Source organism: Streptomyces sp. NPDC006259 (genome assembly GCF_042870975.1).
Lineage (GTDB): Bacteria > Actinomycetota > Actinomycetes > Streptomycetales > Streptomycetaceae > Streptomyces.
Genome location: NZ_JBIAHY010000006.1, coordinates 96,749 through 112,618, shown reverse-complemented (window position 1 = coordinate 112,618; position 15,870 = coordinate 96,749). Strand labels below are relative to the sequence as shown.

Annotated in this window: 10 protein-coding genes and 1 tRNA gene; 9 read left to right on the top strand and 2 right to left on the bottom strand. The window is 73.5% G+C overall.

Going from position 1 to position 15,870, the window contains the following annotated elements:
* The first annotated feature begins 144 nt into the window (after nt 1–144).
* The 6 genes from ACFYO5_RS25010 (at nt 145) to ACFYO5_RS24985 (ending at nt 10,208) form a co-directional block, all read left to right on the top strand.
* Entirely contained in the window at nt 145–342 is a 198-nt protein-coding gene (locus tag ACFYO5_RS25010) for a hypothetical protein (protein ID WP_388712551.1), read from the top strand.
* A 278-nt stretch (nt 343–620) separates the two neighbouring features.
* Nucleotides 621–3,461 carry a type I DNA topoisomerase gene (gene topA, locus ACFYO5_RS25005; RefSeq protein WP_388712548.1) on the top strand — a complete coding sequence of 947 codons (2,841 nt, stop codon included), beginning with the start codon at nt 621–623 and terminating at the stop codon, nt 3,459–3,461.
* 122 nt (nt 3,462–3,583) lie between these two features.
* A complete protein-coding gene (tmk, locus tag ACFYO5_RS25000; RefSeq protein WP_388712545.1) occupies nt 3,584–6,877 on the top strand; it encodes a dTMP kinase in 3,294 nt (1,097 codons plus the stop codon).
* A gap of 129 nt (nt 6,878–7,006) precedes the next feature.
* Nucleotides 7,007–8,212 (top strand): DNA polymerase III subunit delta', encoded by a 1,206-nt coding sequence (locus ACFYO5_RS24995; RefSeq protein ID WP_388712542.1) that lies wholly within the window; start codon nt 7,007–7,009, stop codon nt 8,210–8,212.
* Nucleotides 8,213–8,446: 234 nt separating this feature from the next.
* On the top strand, nt 8,447–10,018 hold the full coding sequence (locus ACFYO5_RS24990; RefSeq protein ID WP_388712539.1) for an alpha/beta hydrolase: 1,572 nt from the start codon (nt 8,447–8,449) through the stop codon (nt 10,016–10,018).
* 116 nt (nt 10,019–10,134) lie between these two features.
* Nucleotides 10,135–10,208, top strand: a tRNA-Thr gene (locus ACFYO5_RS24985).
* A 95-nt stretch (nt 10,209–10,303) separates the two neighbouring features.
* Here the strand turns inward: ACFYO5_RS24985 and ACFYO5_RS24980 are convergent.
* Nucleotides 10,304–10,759, bottom strand: coding sequence for a DUF5707 domain-containing protein (locus tag ACFYO5_RS24980; protein WP_388712536.1), 456 nt, complete (start codon nt 10,757–10,759; stop codon nt 10,304–10,306).
* Between the two features lie 281 nt (nt 10,760–11,040).
* Between ACFYO5_RS24980 and ACFYO5_RS24975 the strand changes: the two genes are divergently transcribed.
* The 3 genes from ACFYO5_RS24975 (at nt 11,041) to ACFYO5_RS24965 (ending at nt 14,633) form a co-directional block, all read left to right on the top strand.
* A complete protein-coding gene (locus tag ACFYO5_RS24975) occupies nt 11,041–13,383 on the top strand; it encodes a histidine kinase (protein WP_388712533.1) in 2,343 nt (780 codons plus the stop codon).
* Nucleotides 13,380–14,063 carry a response regulator gene (locus ACFYO5_RS24970; RefSeq protein WP_388712529.1) on the top strand — a complete coding sequence of 228 codons (684 nt, stop codon included), beginning with the start codon at nt 13,380–13,382 and terminating at the stop codon, nt 14,061–14,063. Before ACFYO5_RS24975 ends, ACFYO5_RS24970 begins: the two co-directional genes overlap by 4 nt.
* A 231-nt stretch (nt 14,064–14,294) precedes the next feature.
* On the top strand, nt 14,295–14,633 hold the full coding sequence (locus tag ACFYO5_RS24965; protein ID WP_388712526.1) for an SCO4225 family membrane protein: 339 nt from the start codon (nt 14,295–14,297) through the stop codon (nt 14,631–14,633).
* A gap of 111 nt (nt 14,634–14,744) precedes the next feature.
* On the opposite strand, the gene ACFYO5_RS24960 is transcribed toward ACFYO5_RS24965, so the two are convergent.
* On the bottom strand, nt 14,745–15,704 hold the full coding sequence (locus tag ACFYO5_RS24960; RefSeq protein ID WP_388712523.1) for a D-2-hydroxyacid dehydrogenase family protein: 960 nt from the start codon (nt 15,702–15,704) through the stop codon (nt 14,745–14,747).
* Nucleotides 15,705–15,870 lie beyond the last annotated feature (166 nt).

Here is a 15,870-nt window from a genome sequence, read left to right as displayed (position 1 = left end):
CCGGCCGCCGCATCCCTGCCGGTGACCCGCCGCCCCCGCCCGTGGACCCGGCGTTCACCTGAGGTTCGTCCGGGCGCCGCCCGTGCGTGTCACTCTCCGGACGACAGGAGACGCGCGGGTGGCGGAAGAGGGGCGCGGGCGATCATGGAGAGCGGACCGGCGATCTTCGCGGGAATGGTGTTCGCGCTGTTCGGGGGCGGTCTGATGGTGTGGGCCGGCGTGCGGGTCCGGCAGCGGCAGTCCGTCGCCCATGGTGTGACCCCTGTCGCATCGGCGACCGTCGCGGCGCTCGTGGCGCTCGTCGCACTGGCCGTCGGCGGGTGGTGTCTCAGCCGTCTCTGAATCGCTTCCGCGGATCTTGCTCCGAGCCCTGCCGGATCCGCGCGGGGGATCGGGCCGGACCATTGAGAGGTGTCGCTCCGGTGAGGCGAAAAAGAGCCGGTGGACAGTCCGGGCGGCAGGAATGGCGGTAGTCGGGTTACCGTTCGAGTGGCCGTTGCGGGCTTTTCCCGTTTGACACGGGGGCGGGATGTACCGTCACACTCCGCAGCGTCACCATGACCCGACCCGGGAGCAAGGCCTGGGGAGGCCCCCAGCGTCGACCGGAGAGAAGAGCGAAGTTGTCCCCGACCAGCGAGACCGCGAAGGGCGGCCGCCGACTCGTCATCGTCGAGTCGCCTGCCAAGGCGAAGACGATCAAGGGCTATCTGGGCCCCGGATACGTTGTCGAGGCGAGCGTCGGGCACATCCGCGACCTCCCCAACGGTGCCGCCGAGGTACCGGAGAAGTACACCGGAGAGGTTCGTCGCCTCGGTGTGGACGTCGATCACGACTTCCAGCCCATCTACGTGGTGAACGCCGACAAGAGGGCCCAGGTCAAGAAGCTCAAGGACCTGCTGAAGGACTCCGACGAACTCTTCCTCGCCACCGATGAGGACCGCGAGGGCGAGGCGATCGCCTGGCATCTCCAGGAGGTGCTGAAGCCCAAGGTCCCGGTCAAGAGGATGGTCTTCCACGAGATCACCAAGGCCGCGATCCAGGCCGCCGTCGCCAACCCGCGCGAGCTGAACCAGAAGCTGGTCGACGCCCAGGAGACCCGCCGCATCCTCGACCGCCTCTACGGCTACGAGGTCTCGCCGGTCCTGTGGAAGAAGGTCATGCCGCGCCTGTCGGCCGGCCGTGTCCAGTCGGTCGCCACGCGACTCGTCGTGGAGCGGGAACGCGAGCGCATCGCCTTCCGGTCCGCCGAGTACTGGGACCTGACGGGCACCTTCTCGACCGGCCGCGCGGGAGACCCGTCGGACCCCTCGTCGCTGGTCGCCCGCCTCCAGTCCGTCGACGGCAGGCGGGTCGCGCAGGGCCGCGACTTCGACTCCCTGGGACAGATCAAGAGCGCCAACACCCTCCACCTCGACGAGGCCAACGCCCGCGCGCTGGCCGCCGCCCTGGAGAACACCCGGTTCTCGGTGCGGTCCGTCGAGTCCAAGCCGTACCGGCGCTCGCCGTACGCCCCGTTCCGTACGACGACGCTCCAGCAGGAGGCCTCGCGCAAGCTCGGCTTCGGTGCGAAGGCGACCATGCAGGTGGCTCAGAAGCTGTACGAGAACGGCTTCATCACCTATATGCGTACGGACTCCACCACCCTGTCGGACACGGCGATCAACGCCGCCCGTGCCCAGGTCACGCAGTTGTACGGCGCCGACTACCTGCCGGCGCAGCCGCGGACGTACGCCGGGAAGGTCAAGAACGCGCAGGAGGCGCACGAGGCGATCCGCCCCTCGGGTGATCGTTTCCGCACGCCCGCCGAGACCGGTCTGACCGGCGACCAGTTCAGGCTGTACGAACTGATCTGGAAGCGGACCGTCGCCTCCCAGATGAAGGACGCGACCGGCAACAGCGTCACGGTGAAGATCGGTGGCTCCGCCGCCGACGGCCGGGACGTCGAGTTCAGCGCCTCCGGCAAGACGATCACCTTCCACGGCTTCCTGAAGGCGTACGTCGAAGGCGCCGACGACCCGAACGCCGAGCTGGACGACCGCGAGCGCCGTCTGCCCCAGGTCGGCGAGGGCGACGCGCTCAGCGCCGAGGAGATCACGGTCGACGGGCACGCCACCAAGCCCCCGGCCCGGTACACCGAGGCCTCGCTGGTCAAGGAGCTGGAAGAGCGCGAGATCGGCCGCCCGTCGACGTACGCGTCGATCATCGGCACGATCCTCGACCGCGGTTACGTCTTCAAGAAGGGCACGGCGCTCGTCCCGTCGTTCCTCTCCTTCGCCGTGGTCAACCTCCTGGAGAAGCACTTCGGGCGGCTCGTCGACTACGACTTCACCGCCAGGATGGAGGACGACCTCGACCGCATCGCCCGCGGTGAGGCGCGGGCCGTGCCGTGGCTGAAGCGGTTCTACTTCGGCGAGAGCACGGCGGGCACCGCCGTCGGAGGCGCGGCCGAGGCGGGCAACGGCGACGGGGACCACCTCGGTGGTCTCAAGGAGCTGGTGACCGACCTGGGCGCGATCGACGCGCGCGAGGTGTCGTCGTTCCCCGTGGGCAACGACATCGTGCTGCGGGTCGGCCGCTACGGCCCCTACATCGAGCGCGGTGAGAAGGACTCCGAGAACCACCAGCGGGCCGACGTCCCCGAAGACCTCGCCCCCGACGAGCTGGACGTCGAGTACGCGGAGGAACTGCTCGCCAAGCCGAGCGGTGACTTCGAGCTGGGCGCCGATCCGTCGACGGGCCGTCAGATCATCGCCCGGGCCGGCCGCTACGGCCCGTACGTCACCGAGGTGCTTCCCGAGGGCACCCCGAAGACCGGCAAGAACGCCGTCAAGCCGCGCACCGCCTCACTGTTCAAGTCGATGTCGCTGGACACGGTCACGCTCGAGGACGCCCTCAAGCTGATGTCCCTGCCCCGCGTCGTCGGCACGGACGCCGAGGGCGTGGAGATCACCGCGCAGAACGGCCGCTACGGCCCGTACCTGAAGAAGGGCACGGACTCGCGGTCCCTCCAGACCGAGGACCAGCTCTTCACGATCACGCTCGAAGAGGCGCTGGAGATCTACTCCCAGCCCAAGCAGCGCGGCCGGGCCGCCGCCAAGCCGCCGTTGAAGGAGCTGGGCGAGGACCCGGTCAGCCAGAAGCCGGTCGTCGTCAAGGACGGCCGCTTCGGGCCGTACGTCACCGACGGGGAGACGAACGCGACGCTGCGCTCCGACGACAGCGTCGAGGACATCACCCCGGAGCGCGGCTACGAGCTGCTCGCCGAGAAGCGGGCGAAGTCGCCCGCCAAGAAGACGGCGAAGAAGGCACCCGCGAAGAAGGCGACGGCGAAGAAGGCCGCGCCGGCCAAGAAGACGACGGCCAAGAAGACCGCCGCGAAGACGACCACGGCCGCGAAGAAGACCGCGACCAAGACCGCCACGAAGAAGGCAACGGCCTCGAAGGCGACTTCGGAGGACTGAGCCGCCGCGGTTCCCCGGCACCGGTTCGCGAAACGCACGCCCCGGCATCACTTTGGTGTCGGGGCGGACGCGCGTGTGGACGGGCCCTCCGGGCTGTCGGTCGCTGCCGATAGGCTGAAAGCATGACGCGAGCCGAGCAGCCAACGGCCCACCACCCGGCCCCGGACGACGCCCTGGTGGCGGACTCCCGCGAGCGCGCCGTGCGCGCCCTGTTGCGTGAGCCGCAGCTCAGGCGACTGTGGAGCGCACAGTTGGTGAGCGGCGTCGGCGACGCCCTCGCCCTCCTGGTGCTCGTCCTCCTGGCCGTCCAGGCGGCCATCGCCGAGGGCTCGTTCGGAGGCGGCTACCGAGGGGTGGCGTTCGCGGTCGCGATCGTTTTCGCGGTCCGGGTGCTTGCCACCGTCCTCTTCGGAGCCGTCCTCCTCGGCCCGCTGACCTCTCTCACCTCGCCGGACGGTCCGCTGGACCGCCGCTGGACCATGGTCGGCGCGGACGGCCTGCGGGCCGCCCTGCTGATCGTCGCCCCCCTGTGGATCGACTGGACGCCCGACGACGCTCTGGCGCTGCTGCTGGTCACCGTCTTCGTGACCGGTGTCGCCGAGCGGTTCTGGACGGTCGCCCGCGAGAGCGCCGCCCCCACTCTGCTGCCCGCCCCGCCCCTGGAGGGCGCGACGGTACGGCCGCTGCCCGATCACCTGGACGCCCTGCGCCGCCTGTCCCTGCGGACCAACTTCCTCGCGATCCCGGCGGCGGCCGCCACCCTGGTCGCCGCGGCACTCTTCAACAACCTCCTGGGCGCCGGCATCGACTGGTTCGGCCAGCACCAGGCGGCCCTCGCCTCGTACGTCGCGGGCGGACTGTTCGCCGGCTCCCTGTCCGTGGTCGTCTTCCTGGAGCTGCCCGGCACCCGCACCCCGCGCCCGCGCTCCCCGCTCGAAGGACTGCGCCGCCCCCGCACGGCCACCGGTGTCGAGGCGGGCCGCACCGGCGCCATCCCGGTGCTCGTCCTGGCTTGCGCGGCCGTGGCCGGTGCCATCGCCGCCGCCGTCGCGGTGGCGGTGCTGCACGCCAAGGACCTGGGCGGCGGCCCGGTGACGTACGGCCTGCTGGTGCTCGCGCTGACCGGCGGAGTCGCCGTCGGTGTCCGTACGGCGCCGAAGGTGCTGGTGACGCTGTCGCGGCGCCGGCTGCTCGCGCTGGCGATCGCCTTCACCGGGGTGGCCCTGCTCGCGGCCGGGCTGGTCCCCGACGTCGCCACCGTGCTGCTGATCACGGCCCTGGCCGGTGTCGGCGCGGGCGTCGCCGCCAACACCGGGCACGCGCTGCTCGACCAGGAGACCGAGGACCAGCGCCGCACGCGCGTGACCGAACACCTGCACGCGGTCGTGCGGGTCTCGGTGGCGCTCGGCGCTCTGATCGCCCCCCTGGTGGCGGCGCTCATCGGTCCGCACCGGCTGGAGAACGGCAAGTTCGTCTTCGCCCACGGCGGAGCGGCGTTCACGCTCATGCTGATCGGCGCGCTGCTGCTGCCGGTGGCCGCGCTCGTGCTCGCCAAGGTCGACGACCGCTCCGGCGTCCCCCTGCGCAAGGACCTGCGGGACGCGCTGCTCGGCGGCGACGACCCGGACCAGGCGCCGATGTCCCAGGGCTTCTTCATCGCGCTGGAGGGCGGCGACGGCGCCGGCAAGTCCACGCAGGCCGAGGCGCTCGCCGAGTGGATCAGGGCCAAGGGCCACGAGGTGGTCCTCACCCGCGAACCGGGCGCCACGCCCGTCGGCAAGCGGCTGCGGTCGATCCTGCTCGACGTCTCCAGCGCCGGTCTGTCGCACCGCGCGGAGGCACTGCTGTACGCCGCGGACCGCGCGGAGCACGTCGACACCGTCGTCCGGCCCGCCCTGGAGCGCGGCGCGGTCGTCATCACCGACCGGTACATCGATTCGTCCGTGGCCTACCAGGGTGCCGGCCGTGACCTCTCGCCGACCGAGATCGCGAGGATCTCGCGCTGGGCGACGAACGGACTCGTGCCGCACCTGACGATCCTGCTGGACGTCTCCCCGGAGACCGCCCGCGAGCGCTTCACGGAGGCGCCGGACCGCCTGGAGTCGGAGCCGGCCGAGTTCCACACGCGCGTGCGTTCCGGCTTCCTCACCCTCGCCGCCGCCGACCCCGGCCGCTACCTGGTCGTCGACGCCGGTCAGGAGCCGGAGGCCGTGACCACCGTCGTCCGCCACCGGCTCGACCGCATGCTGCCGCTGTCCGAGGCCGAGATCGAGGCCCAGGAGGAGGCGCGGAGGAAGGCCGAGGAGGAGGCCCGCCGCAAGGCCGAGGAGGAGGCCGCCCGCAAGGCCGAGGAGGAGCGCCTGGAGCGGGAGCGCCAGGAGCAGCTCGCCAAGCTGCGCGCCGAGGAGGAGGAGCGCAAGCGGCGCGAGCTGGAGGAGGCGCAGCGGCGCGAGGCCGAGCGGCAGGCCGAGGAGGCGCGGCAGCGCGCCGAGGAGGCCCGCAGGCGTGCGGAGGAGGAGCGGTTGCGGCTCCTCGCCGAGGAGAAGGCCCGCGCCGAGGAGGAGGCCCGCCGCAAGGCGGAGGAGGAGCGGCGCCGCAAGCAGGCCGAGGAAGAGGCCCGGCTCCGTGCCGAGGCCGACGCGAGGCGCCTGGAGAAGCAGCGCAAGGCCGAGGAGGCGCTGCTGCGCGCGGAGGAGGCGCGGCGCGCGGCCGAGCAGGCCGCTGCCGCCGCCCAGGCCCGGCTCCGGCCGGCCCCGCCCGCGGCGCCGGCCGCCACCCCGGAAGCGGCGACCGTGCCCACACCGATGGTGACGCCGACGAACGCGTCGGGCGGCCCCGTCGAGGACACGGCCGTGCTGCCGCCGGTGCGGATGGACAAGAACTCCGTCGACAACGCGGCCAACGCGGACAACGCGGCCAACGCGGCCAACGCGGCCAACGCGGCGGACGCGGCGACGCCGTCCGCCGGTAGGTCCGCGGGGCGGGGCACGGACTCCGAGGTGACGGCCGAGCTGCCGCAGCCGCCGGCGCCTGCCGGGGCCGCGGACGAGACGGCGGTACTGCCGCCGGTGCGTGGGGCGGACCCCGCGGAGGAGACGGCCGTACTGCCGCCGGTGCGCGGGACAGGGCCCGCGGACGAGACGGCCGTACTGCCTCCCGTGTCCGGGGGGCGTCCGGGCGACCGGGTGCCGCCGGGGTACTTCCGCGACGAGCGCGCGGCGGGGCCGGACGGCACCGAGGACCGTACGCGAGAGCTGCCGCAGGTCGACGAGTCGGGCGCGCCCCGGCGCCGGCCGCGCTCGGACTGGGCCGAGGAGACGCCGCTGGACGACCTGCCGTCGCTGGCGGACGAACTGCTGGGTCCGCACCGGGACGACGACCGCGACGAGGGCCGCGGGCGGGGCCGACGGCGCTGACGCCCGTGACCGCCGGACCGGGTTGTCAGTGGCTGCCCGCACAATGGAACCGGCAAGGCGCAGGGTGGTCCGCGGCGCGGATCGACCGGCGACGCGGGATGTGATCGTGACGGAAGGGCGGCGTGACCCATGACCGTGTGGGACGACCTCGTCGGGCAGGAGAAGGTGAGCGAGCAGCTCGCCGCCGCCGCCCGGGACGCCGACGCGCTCGTCACCGCGACCACGGCCGGCACCACGCCGCCCGAGACGTCGAGCATGACGCACGCCTGGCTGTTCACGGGGCCGCCCGGCGCGGGCCGCATCCAGACGGCCAGGGCGTTCGCCGCCGCGCTCCAGTGCGTGAGCCCGGACCGGGCGCTCGGCGGGATCCCCGGCTGCGGCTTCTGCGACGGCTGCCACACGGCCCTCGTCGGCACGCACGCCGATGTCTCCACGGTCGTCGCCGTGGGCGCGGAGATCCTCGTCAAGGACATGCGCGACACGGTCCGCAAGTCCTACACGTCGCCGGCGACGGGACGCTGGCAGATCATCCTCGTCGAGGACGCCGAGCGGCTCAACGAGAAGTCGGCCAACGCCGTCCTCAAGGCCGTCGAGGAACCGGCCCCGCGCACGGTCTGGCTCCTGTGCGCGCCCTCCGTCGAGGACGTCCTGCCGACGATCCGCTCCCGCTGCCGGCACCTGAACCTGCGCACCCCGTCCGTGGACGCGGTCGCCGACATGCTCGTCCGGCGTGAGGGCGTCGAGCCGGCCGTCGCCGCGGCCGCCGCCCGCGCCACCCAGGGACACGTCGACCGGGCCCGCCGCCTCGCCACCGACCCGGCGGCCCGCGAGCGCCGCGCCGCCGTGCTGAAGCTGCCCTTGCGCGTCGAGGACGTCGGAGGCTGCCTCAAGGCGGCGCAGGAACTCGTCGACGCCGCCGCCGAGGACGCCAAGCAGCTCGCCGAGGAGCGGGACGGCAAGGAGACCGACGAGCTGAAGGCGGCGATGGGCGCCGTGCAGGGCGGGCGGATGCCGCGCGGCACGGCGGGCGTGATGAAGGACCTGGAGGAGATGCAGAAGCGCCGGCGCACGAGGACACAGCGCGACAGCCTGGACGTCGCGCTCGCCGACCTCACCGCCTTCTACCGCGACGTCCTCGCCCTCCAGCTCGGCACCCGGGTCGCCCTGGCCAATGTGGACGCCGAGGACGCCCTGGAGCGACTGGCCCGCGCCGGCACCCCCGAGTCCACCCTGCGCCGCATCGAGGCGATCGCGGCGTGCGGCGAGGCCCTCGACCGGAACGTGACTCCGCTGCTGGCAGTCGAGGCCATGGCGATGGCGCTGAGAGCGGGCTGAGCGCCGGTTTGGGCGGGGGCGGGATCGAGAGCGCCCGTCGGGCGGGAGGCCGGGACCGAGAGCGTCTGTCCGGCGGGGGGCCGGGATCGGGAGCGCCCGTCCGGCGGGGGATCGGGACAGGAGAGCGTCCGTCCGGCGGGGAGGCCGGGACCGAGCCGATTGACCGGGTCACTCGTCCGTGGCAGTTGGCGTACGTGCCGCATTCGGGCCGTCGCGCAGAGTTACGCTCGCTGGATGCACATCAGGCGCTCCCCCCACAGGTTCCGTACCGGCGTCACACTCCTCTCCTTCGCCGCCCTGCTCGTCTCCGCCTGCTCCTCCGGCAGTTCGACGAGTTCCGCCAGCCCCGCGGCCGCCCGAGCGGCCCTGGCCGCGCTGCCGGAGGCAACGCCGTCCGCGCTCGCGCCGTACTACGGACAGAAGCTGAGCTGGCGGGAGTGCGGCGTCCCCGGCTTCCAGTGCGCCACGATGAAGGCACCGCTCGACTACGCCCGTCCGGGCGCGGGCGACGTCCGGCTGGCCGTCGCCCGGAAGAAGGCGACCGGCCCGGGCAAGCGGATCGGCTCCCTGCTGGTGAACCCGGGCGGACCGGGCGGCTCGGCGGTCGGCTACCTCCAGCAGTACGCCGGCATCGGCTACCCGGCTCAGGTCCGCGCCCGCTACGACATGGCCGCCGTCGACCCCCGCGGCGTGGCCCGCAGCGAGCCCGTGACGTGCCTCGACGGACGCGAGATGGACGCGTACACACAGACCGACGTCACCCCCGACGACCAGCGGGAGACCGACGAACTCGTCGACTCCTACAAGGAGTTCGCGGAAGGCTGCGGCGCCCGGTCGCCCAGGCTGCTGCGGCACGTCTCCACCGTCGAGGCCGCGCGGGACATGGACATCCTGCGCGCGGCCCTCGGGGACCGGAAGCTGACGTACGTGGGCGCGTCGTACGGGACGTTCCTCGGGGCGACGTACGCCGGGCTGTTCCCGGACCGGGTGGGGCGGCTCGTGCTGGACGGCGCGATGGACCCGTCGCTGCCCTCCCGCCGGATGAACCTGGACCAGACGGCGGGCTTCGAGACGGCGTTCCAGTCGTTCGCGAAGGACTGCGTGCGGCACTCCGACTGCCCGCTCGGCACCAGGGCGGGGCAGGTCGGCAAGAACCTCAAGGCGTTCTTCGACCGGCTCGACGCCCGCCCCCTGCCCACCGGCGACGCGGACGGCCGCAGGCTCACCGAGTCCCTCGCCACCACCGGCGTGATCGCCGCCATGTACGACGAGAGCGCCTGGGAACAACTGCGCGAGGCGCTGACCTCGGCGATCCGCGACGGCGACGGCGCCGGACTCCTCGTCCTGTCCGACAGCTACTACGAGCGGGACGCCGAGGGCGGCTACGCCAACCTGATGTTCGCCAACTCGGCCGTGAACTGCCTCGACCTGCCGGCCGCCTTCAACAGTCCGGACGAGGTGCGCAAGGCGCTGCCCGCCTTCGAGAAGGCGTCCCCCGTCTTCGGCGAGGGCCTCGCCTGGGCCTCCCTGAACTGCGCGTACTGGCCGGTCGCCCCCACCGGCGAGCCGCACCGCATCGAGGCGAAGGGCGCGGCCCCGATCGTCGTCGTCGGCACCACCCGCGACCCCGCGACCCCCTACCGCTGGGCCCAGTCCCTGGCCGGCCAACTCGCCTCGGCCCGCCTCCTCACCTACCGCGGCGACGGCCACACCGCCTACGGCCGCGGCAGCACCTGCATCGACTCCGCGATCAACGACTACCTCGTCCGCGGCACCCCTCCGACCGACGGAAAGCGCTGCTCATAGCCCTGCGGCGGCCCCGCGACCACCCCGGGGCGACCGCCTCCGGGGATGGTTCGGAGCACTCCGGGAAACTGTGTAGACTTACCGACGTTGCTGACCGCACCATAGGTGCGCAGCGCGCCGCCTTAGCTCAGATGGCCAGAGCAACGCACTCGTAATGCGTAGGTCTCGGGTTCGAATCCCGAAGGCGGCTCTGTGAAAGCCCCAGGACTCACTCGCCGTGACCTGGGGCTTTCGCTTGTGCCCTCTGGAGGCGGGGCGTACAGGGCCCGCGGCGCGGGGGCGCGGTCAGTGGGTGACGGTGAACGTGGTCGTGCGGGGCGTGAAGCGGGTGTCTCCGTCCTTGGCCGTCGCCAGGGACGAGATGTGCCAGGTGCCGGCCGCCAGTTCGGCCGCCTCCGCCTTCGTGACCTTCAGGGTGTAGGTGCAGCGGGAGGTGTCGTCCGAGGTGGTGCGGCAGGTGGCGCTCTCCACGGACCTCATCTCCGCCTCGGTCGGGCTCAGGTTCGAACTCGCGGGCCAGGCGAGGACCTTCAGGCTCCGGACGCCGGAGTCGTCGCTCACCTGCGCGGTGAAGGTGAGCGAGCCGGTCTTGGCGTCGGTCGGAGCGACGTAGCGGGCCGAGGCGTTCTCCACGGTCAGCTTCTTGGCCGGCTCCGTCGAGGCGATGGCGACACCGGCGGCGGTGACACCGCCGACGGCTACGACACCGATGATCGACGACACGAGAATGCGCTTGGACATGGAAGGTCCCCCTGGGATCGGTCGTGCACATGGTGGAGAGGAAGCGAAGAGAAGGGATCGGGACGGGCCCGACCGAGTCGGTTGTCCGCCGCCTTCTCGATGTGATCGAGCCTAGGTGCGGGCCGGCGCGCGGTCCTCGGGCAGCGGGATGATTGCCGTGTCGAACCGGAGATAGAGAGCGGATCCGGATTGCGGCCCTGTTCTGTATCCCAGGTAAGAGAGCGGTCTCAGCCTCCAGCCGGAGGGCTCCTTGCGACCACGGCCCTAGCCTGGGGTTCCTCATGAATCGAACCGACGACCGGCTGGTCCCGGTCCTGCTGATCTGCGTCCAGGCCGCGGTGTGGCCCGGGGCGGAGCTGGTCCGCGGGACCGTACCCCCCGCGTCCGCCCTCCTCGTGGCCGCGCTGGTCGCCGGGCCGGTGACGGCCGCTCTCGCGCTCCGCCGCGCCCGCCCCGTCGTGGCCCTCGTGCTGGTCGCAGCCGCCTGCGCGTTGGGCGCCGGGCCGTTGCCCGTCGGCGCGATGGCGGTCCTGGGGACCGCGGGGGTCGCGCTGGCCCTGTTCACGGTGGCGACCGAGCGCGACACCTTCACGGCCGTGCTGTGCGTGGTCGCGCTGCCCGTCTGGCAGCTGCTCCAGAACATCAGCCTGCACGGGCTCAGCGACCGCGACGGGCTCGACCTCGTCCTGACCGCCCTGCTGTACACCACCGCCTGCGGCAGCGGTCTGCTGGTGCGGCGCACCCGTCGCGCGCGGCGGACGGGCGAACGGATGCTCCGGCGTGCCGAGGCCGAGCGCCATCGGCTGCCCGCGGCCGAACGACGTCGCATGGAGCGGGAGTTGCACGACGTCAGCGCCCATCATCTGACCGCCGTCGTGGTCACGGCGGGGGCGGCGCTCGGCCTGCGCGCACGACGTCCCGAACTCGCCGACGAGGCACTGGAGTTCGCGGCCGAGACCGGGCGTGAGGTGACCCGCGCGCTGGGCGCGGTGCGGGCGCCGACCCCCTCGCGGGAGGAACTCCCCTCGGCGGAGGACCGGTTGCGGGGCCTCGTCGCCGGGTTCCGCCGGCTGGACCAGCGGGTGGAGTGCGAGATCGACCCGCTGCCGGACGGAGCCGTCGCGGACGCGGCGTACGGCATCGTGCGGGAGGCGCTGACCAACGTCGTCCGGCACGCCCCCGGCGCCGCTACGACGGTGCGGTGCCGGTACGGCGACGCCCGCACCGACGTCGTGGTCACGAGCGCGGCACCGCCGGCCGGTGCGGCGGCGCACGGCGCGGGTCTCGGCTCGGGGCGCGGCCAGGGCTTCCTGCGGTCCCGGGCGCGGGAGGCGGGCGGCACGCTGACCAGTGGCCCGACGGCGGACGGCGGATGGGAGGTGCGGGCGGTCCTGCCCGGCCGCACCGCCGCGCCGGTGACGGTGTCGGTGCCGCGGAGTTACCGTCTCGCGCAGGTGACGGCCGCGGTCGGGCTGTGCGTGCAACCGCTGTTGCCGGTGCTGGTGGTCCGCTCGCAGAACACGTCGAGCGGGTCGCAGGTGTCGGCGGGCGTGCTGTTCGCCCTGCTGGCCGCGGCCCAGGCCGTCGCGCTGCTGTGGTCGCGGCGGGCGCCGCGCGCCGCCCAGGGTGTGCTGCTCGTCCTCGCGCTGCTCTGGCCGGTGGCGATGGCCGTGGGTGACTACACCGGTCCCGTCGTCCTGCCGCCGGCGCTGAGCATGGTCGCCACAGGCGTCGCCCTCGCCGCGGATTCGGCCCGCCGCGCCGCCGCGCCGTCCCCCGGCGAGCAGGGGACGCCCGCTACGGACATCTCCCTCGCCGCCGCCGTCGCCGTGCACGCCGTCGCTCTGAGTGCCGCCGTCCTGGACCGTGGCACCCGTGGCGTCGACGGCTGGACGATCGTCGTGGGGGCGACGGCCGGGGTGGTGCTGGTGCTGGGTGCGGCCCGGTGGGGCGGGGCTCTGCGCGGGCGGCGGGACCGGGCCGCCCGCGGGATGCGGGAGGAACGCCTCGCCGCCTGGACCGAGGAGGCCGTACGGGACGCCTGGGCCGAGCGGCGCCGGATCGCGGCCGGTCTGGAGACCACGGTGCTGGCGCGCGCCGCCGACATGGTCGCGGAGGCGGAGGCGGGCCGGCTCGACGCCACCGCCGAGCGCGCCCGCGAGGCGCTGACCGCGATGCGCGCACTGCTCGACACGGTCCGGGAGGGGGAGCCGGCGCCCACCGGCCCCGAGCTGCGGCCACAGCCCACCCTCCAGGCGCTCGACCTGCTCGCCCAGCAGTGCCGGGCCACCGGCCGCGAGGTGGAGATACGGCTCACCGACCGCGTGCCGCGGCGGCTGCCCACGGCCGTGGACCTGGCCGCGTATCACGCCGCCGAGGCGATGCTCGCGGTCGGCGGAGACCAGCCGGCGGTCCTCGAACTCGACTCCGACGGGAACACGTTGACGCTCACCGCCACCGGTGTGCCCGGCGCCGGCCGTCCCGCCGTACGGGAGCGGCTGGCGGTGCGGATCGAGGCGCTGGGCGGCACCCTGAACGTGGGGCGGGGGGACGTGGTGCGCCTGCGGTTGCCGCTCGCCGGCGCGCCGGTTCCGGAGCGGGGCGCCGAGGAGGGGGAGCGGTGAGCGTCAGGGTGCTGGTCGTCGACGACCGGGGCGTCGTACGGGCGGGGTTCGCGGCCCTGATCGACGCCGAGGCGGACATGACGGTCGTCGGCGAGGCAGGTGACGGCGCGGCGGCGGTGCGGCTCGCGGGGCAGCTGGCCCCGGACGTGGTCCTCATGGACGTACGGATGCCGGTCCTGGACGGCATCGCCGCCACCCGGATCATCACCGGCCGGGAGCACGCGCCCCGGGTACTGGTCCTGACCACCTTCGACCTCGACGTCCACGTGTTCGACGCGCTGCGCGCGGGCGCCTCCGGCTTCCTGCTCAAGGACGTGCCGGCCGCCGAACTCCTGCGCGGCATCCGGTCGGTGGCGGCGGGCGACAGCGTGCTCGCCCCGTCCGCGACCCGCCGCCTCGTCAGCCACTACGTCTCCGGGGCGGGCACCGGCCTCCGGACCGGGAGCGGTCCGCGCGAGCCGCCCGGCCTGACCGGCCGCGAGCGGCACCTCCTCACCCTGGTCGCCTCGGGCCTCGACGACGCGGAGATCGCCGCGCACCTCGGCATCACCGTCGGCGCCGTGAAGTCCCGTGTCGGCGCGATGCTGCGCGGACTCGGACTGCGCGACCGGGTGCAGGCGACGATCCTGGCCTACGACCTCTGCCTCGCCCACCCGAACCCACCCGGCCTTCACCTCTGACCGACACGACTGCCCGAAACGGGCCGGTCTCCGCCTCTGAGCGGCGGCCCGGCGCCCGAACCCGGCCGGCCCACATCTCAGAGCGGCCGCTCGACGCCGCCCGCTCGACCTCGCCCGGCCTTCACCTCTGACCGGCCCGACTACGCCCCCCGGCCCCCACCCCTGACCGCCCGCCCGAACCCACCCGGCCTTCACCTCTGAACCGTCCGTCCGTCACCGAGGAGTGCGCCCGTGCCCGATACCGGTACCGGCTCCGGCCGATCCCTTCCCCGCCGACTGCGCCGTACCCTCGGTGACGTCGTCGCCCTCGTCTACCTCGCGGTCTGTGCCGTCCTGCTCGTGTGGGCGGTCGCGGTGAGCGTGACCGACGACTCGGGCGAGTCGATGGCGGCTGTCATCCCACTGCTGGCCACCGCCCCGGCCAGCCTCCTGCTGCTCGCGCTGCCGTACGACGGTGCCGCGGTGTTCCTCCTCGCCGTGGCGTTCGGCGCGCTGGTCAACGCGCTGGTCATCGGCTGGTGTTCCCGCGCACTGCGCCGGGGCGGCGGGCGGGGGACGGCGGCTTCGTGACGCGGGGTGCCGCGAGAGAGCCGGCTGTCGGGAACACGACCGGGCAGAGGTGATCGACCCCGCGCGCCTTCGGTGGCCCGCTGACTGCGACTGACGGTCAGGGAAGCGCCTTCAGCCCAGCACCCGCACCGGCGCCCCCTCCAGGTAGGCCCGGATGTCCTCCACCGCCTGTCCGTAGTAGCGCTGGTAGTTGGCGCGGGAGACGTATCCGAGGTGCGGGGTCGCCAGCAGGCGCGGTGCCGTGCGCAGGGGGTGGTCGCCGGGCAGGGGCTCCACGTCGTACACGTCGAGCCCGGCGCCCGCGATACGGCCCTCGTGCAGGACGTCCAGCAGGGCGGCCTGGTCGATGATCGCGGCGCGGGAGGTGTTCACCAGGTAGGCCGTCGGTTTGAGGAGGGCGAGTTCGGTGGCGCCCAGCAGGCCGCGGGTGCGGTCGCTGAGGGCGAGGTGGACGGAGACGTAGTCGCTGTCGGCGAGCAGTTCCTCCTTGGACGGCGCCAGGCGGACGCCCACCTCGTGCGTGCGCTCCTCGGTGAGGTTCTGGCTCCACGCGCTGACGTCCATGCCGAAGGCGAGGCCCACTCGCGCGACCAGGGCGCCGACCTTGCCCAGGCCCAGCAGGCCGAGGCGGCGTCCGTGAAGGTCGGCGCCGACGGTGGACTGCCAGGGGCCGCCCGCGCGCAGGGCGCCGTTCTCCTGGACGAGCCCGCGCGCCAGACCGAGCAGCAGTGCCCAGGTGAGTTCGGCGGGCGGGGTCGAGGAGCTTTCGGTGCCGCAGACGGTGACGCCGTTGGCGCGTGCGGCGGCGTGGTCGATCACCGAGTTGCGCATGCCGGAGGCGACGAGGAGCCGCAGCCGTGGCAGCCGGTTCAGCAGGGAGGCGGGGAACGCGACGCGCTCGCGCAGGGTGACCACGCAGTCGAAGTCGGCCAGCGCGGCGACGAGTTCGTCCTCGGTGCCGAAATGCTCCGTGAACGGGACGACCTCCACCCGGTGGCCCGGCGCGGACCAGTCGGCGAGGGTGGTCGCCACGTTCTGGAAGTCGTCCAGTACGGCACAGCGGAAGGGCATGACGGTTTCCTCCGGTACGGCGGTGATGCGGTGGCGCGCGCCTCCCGTTCCTCCGGTTCCCACGCGCGCGGGGTGGCGCTTTGGCTGTTCCTCCCGCACGACGGAGCACGGAGCGGCGCGGTTGCGACGTCGACCTGTGTTCCCTGAGATCATCTCCGCCGGACAG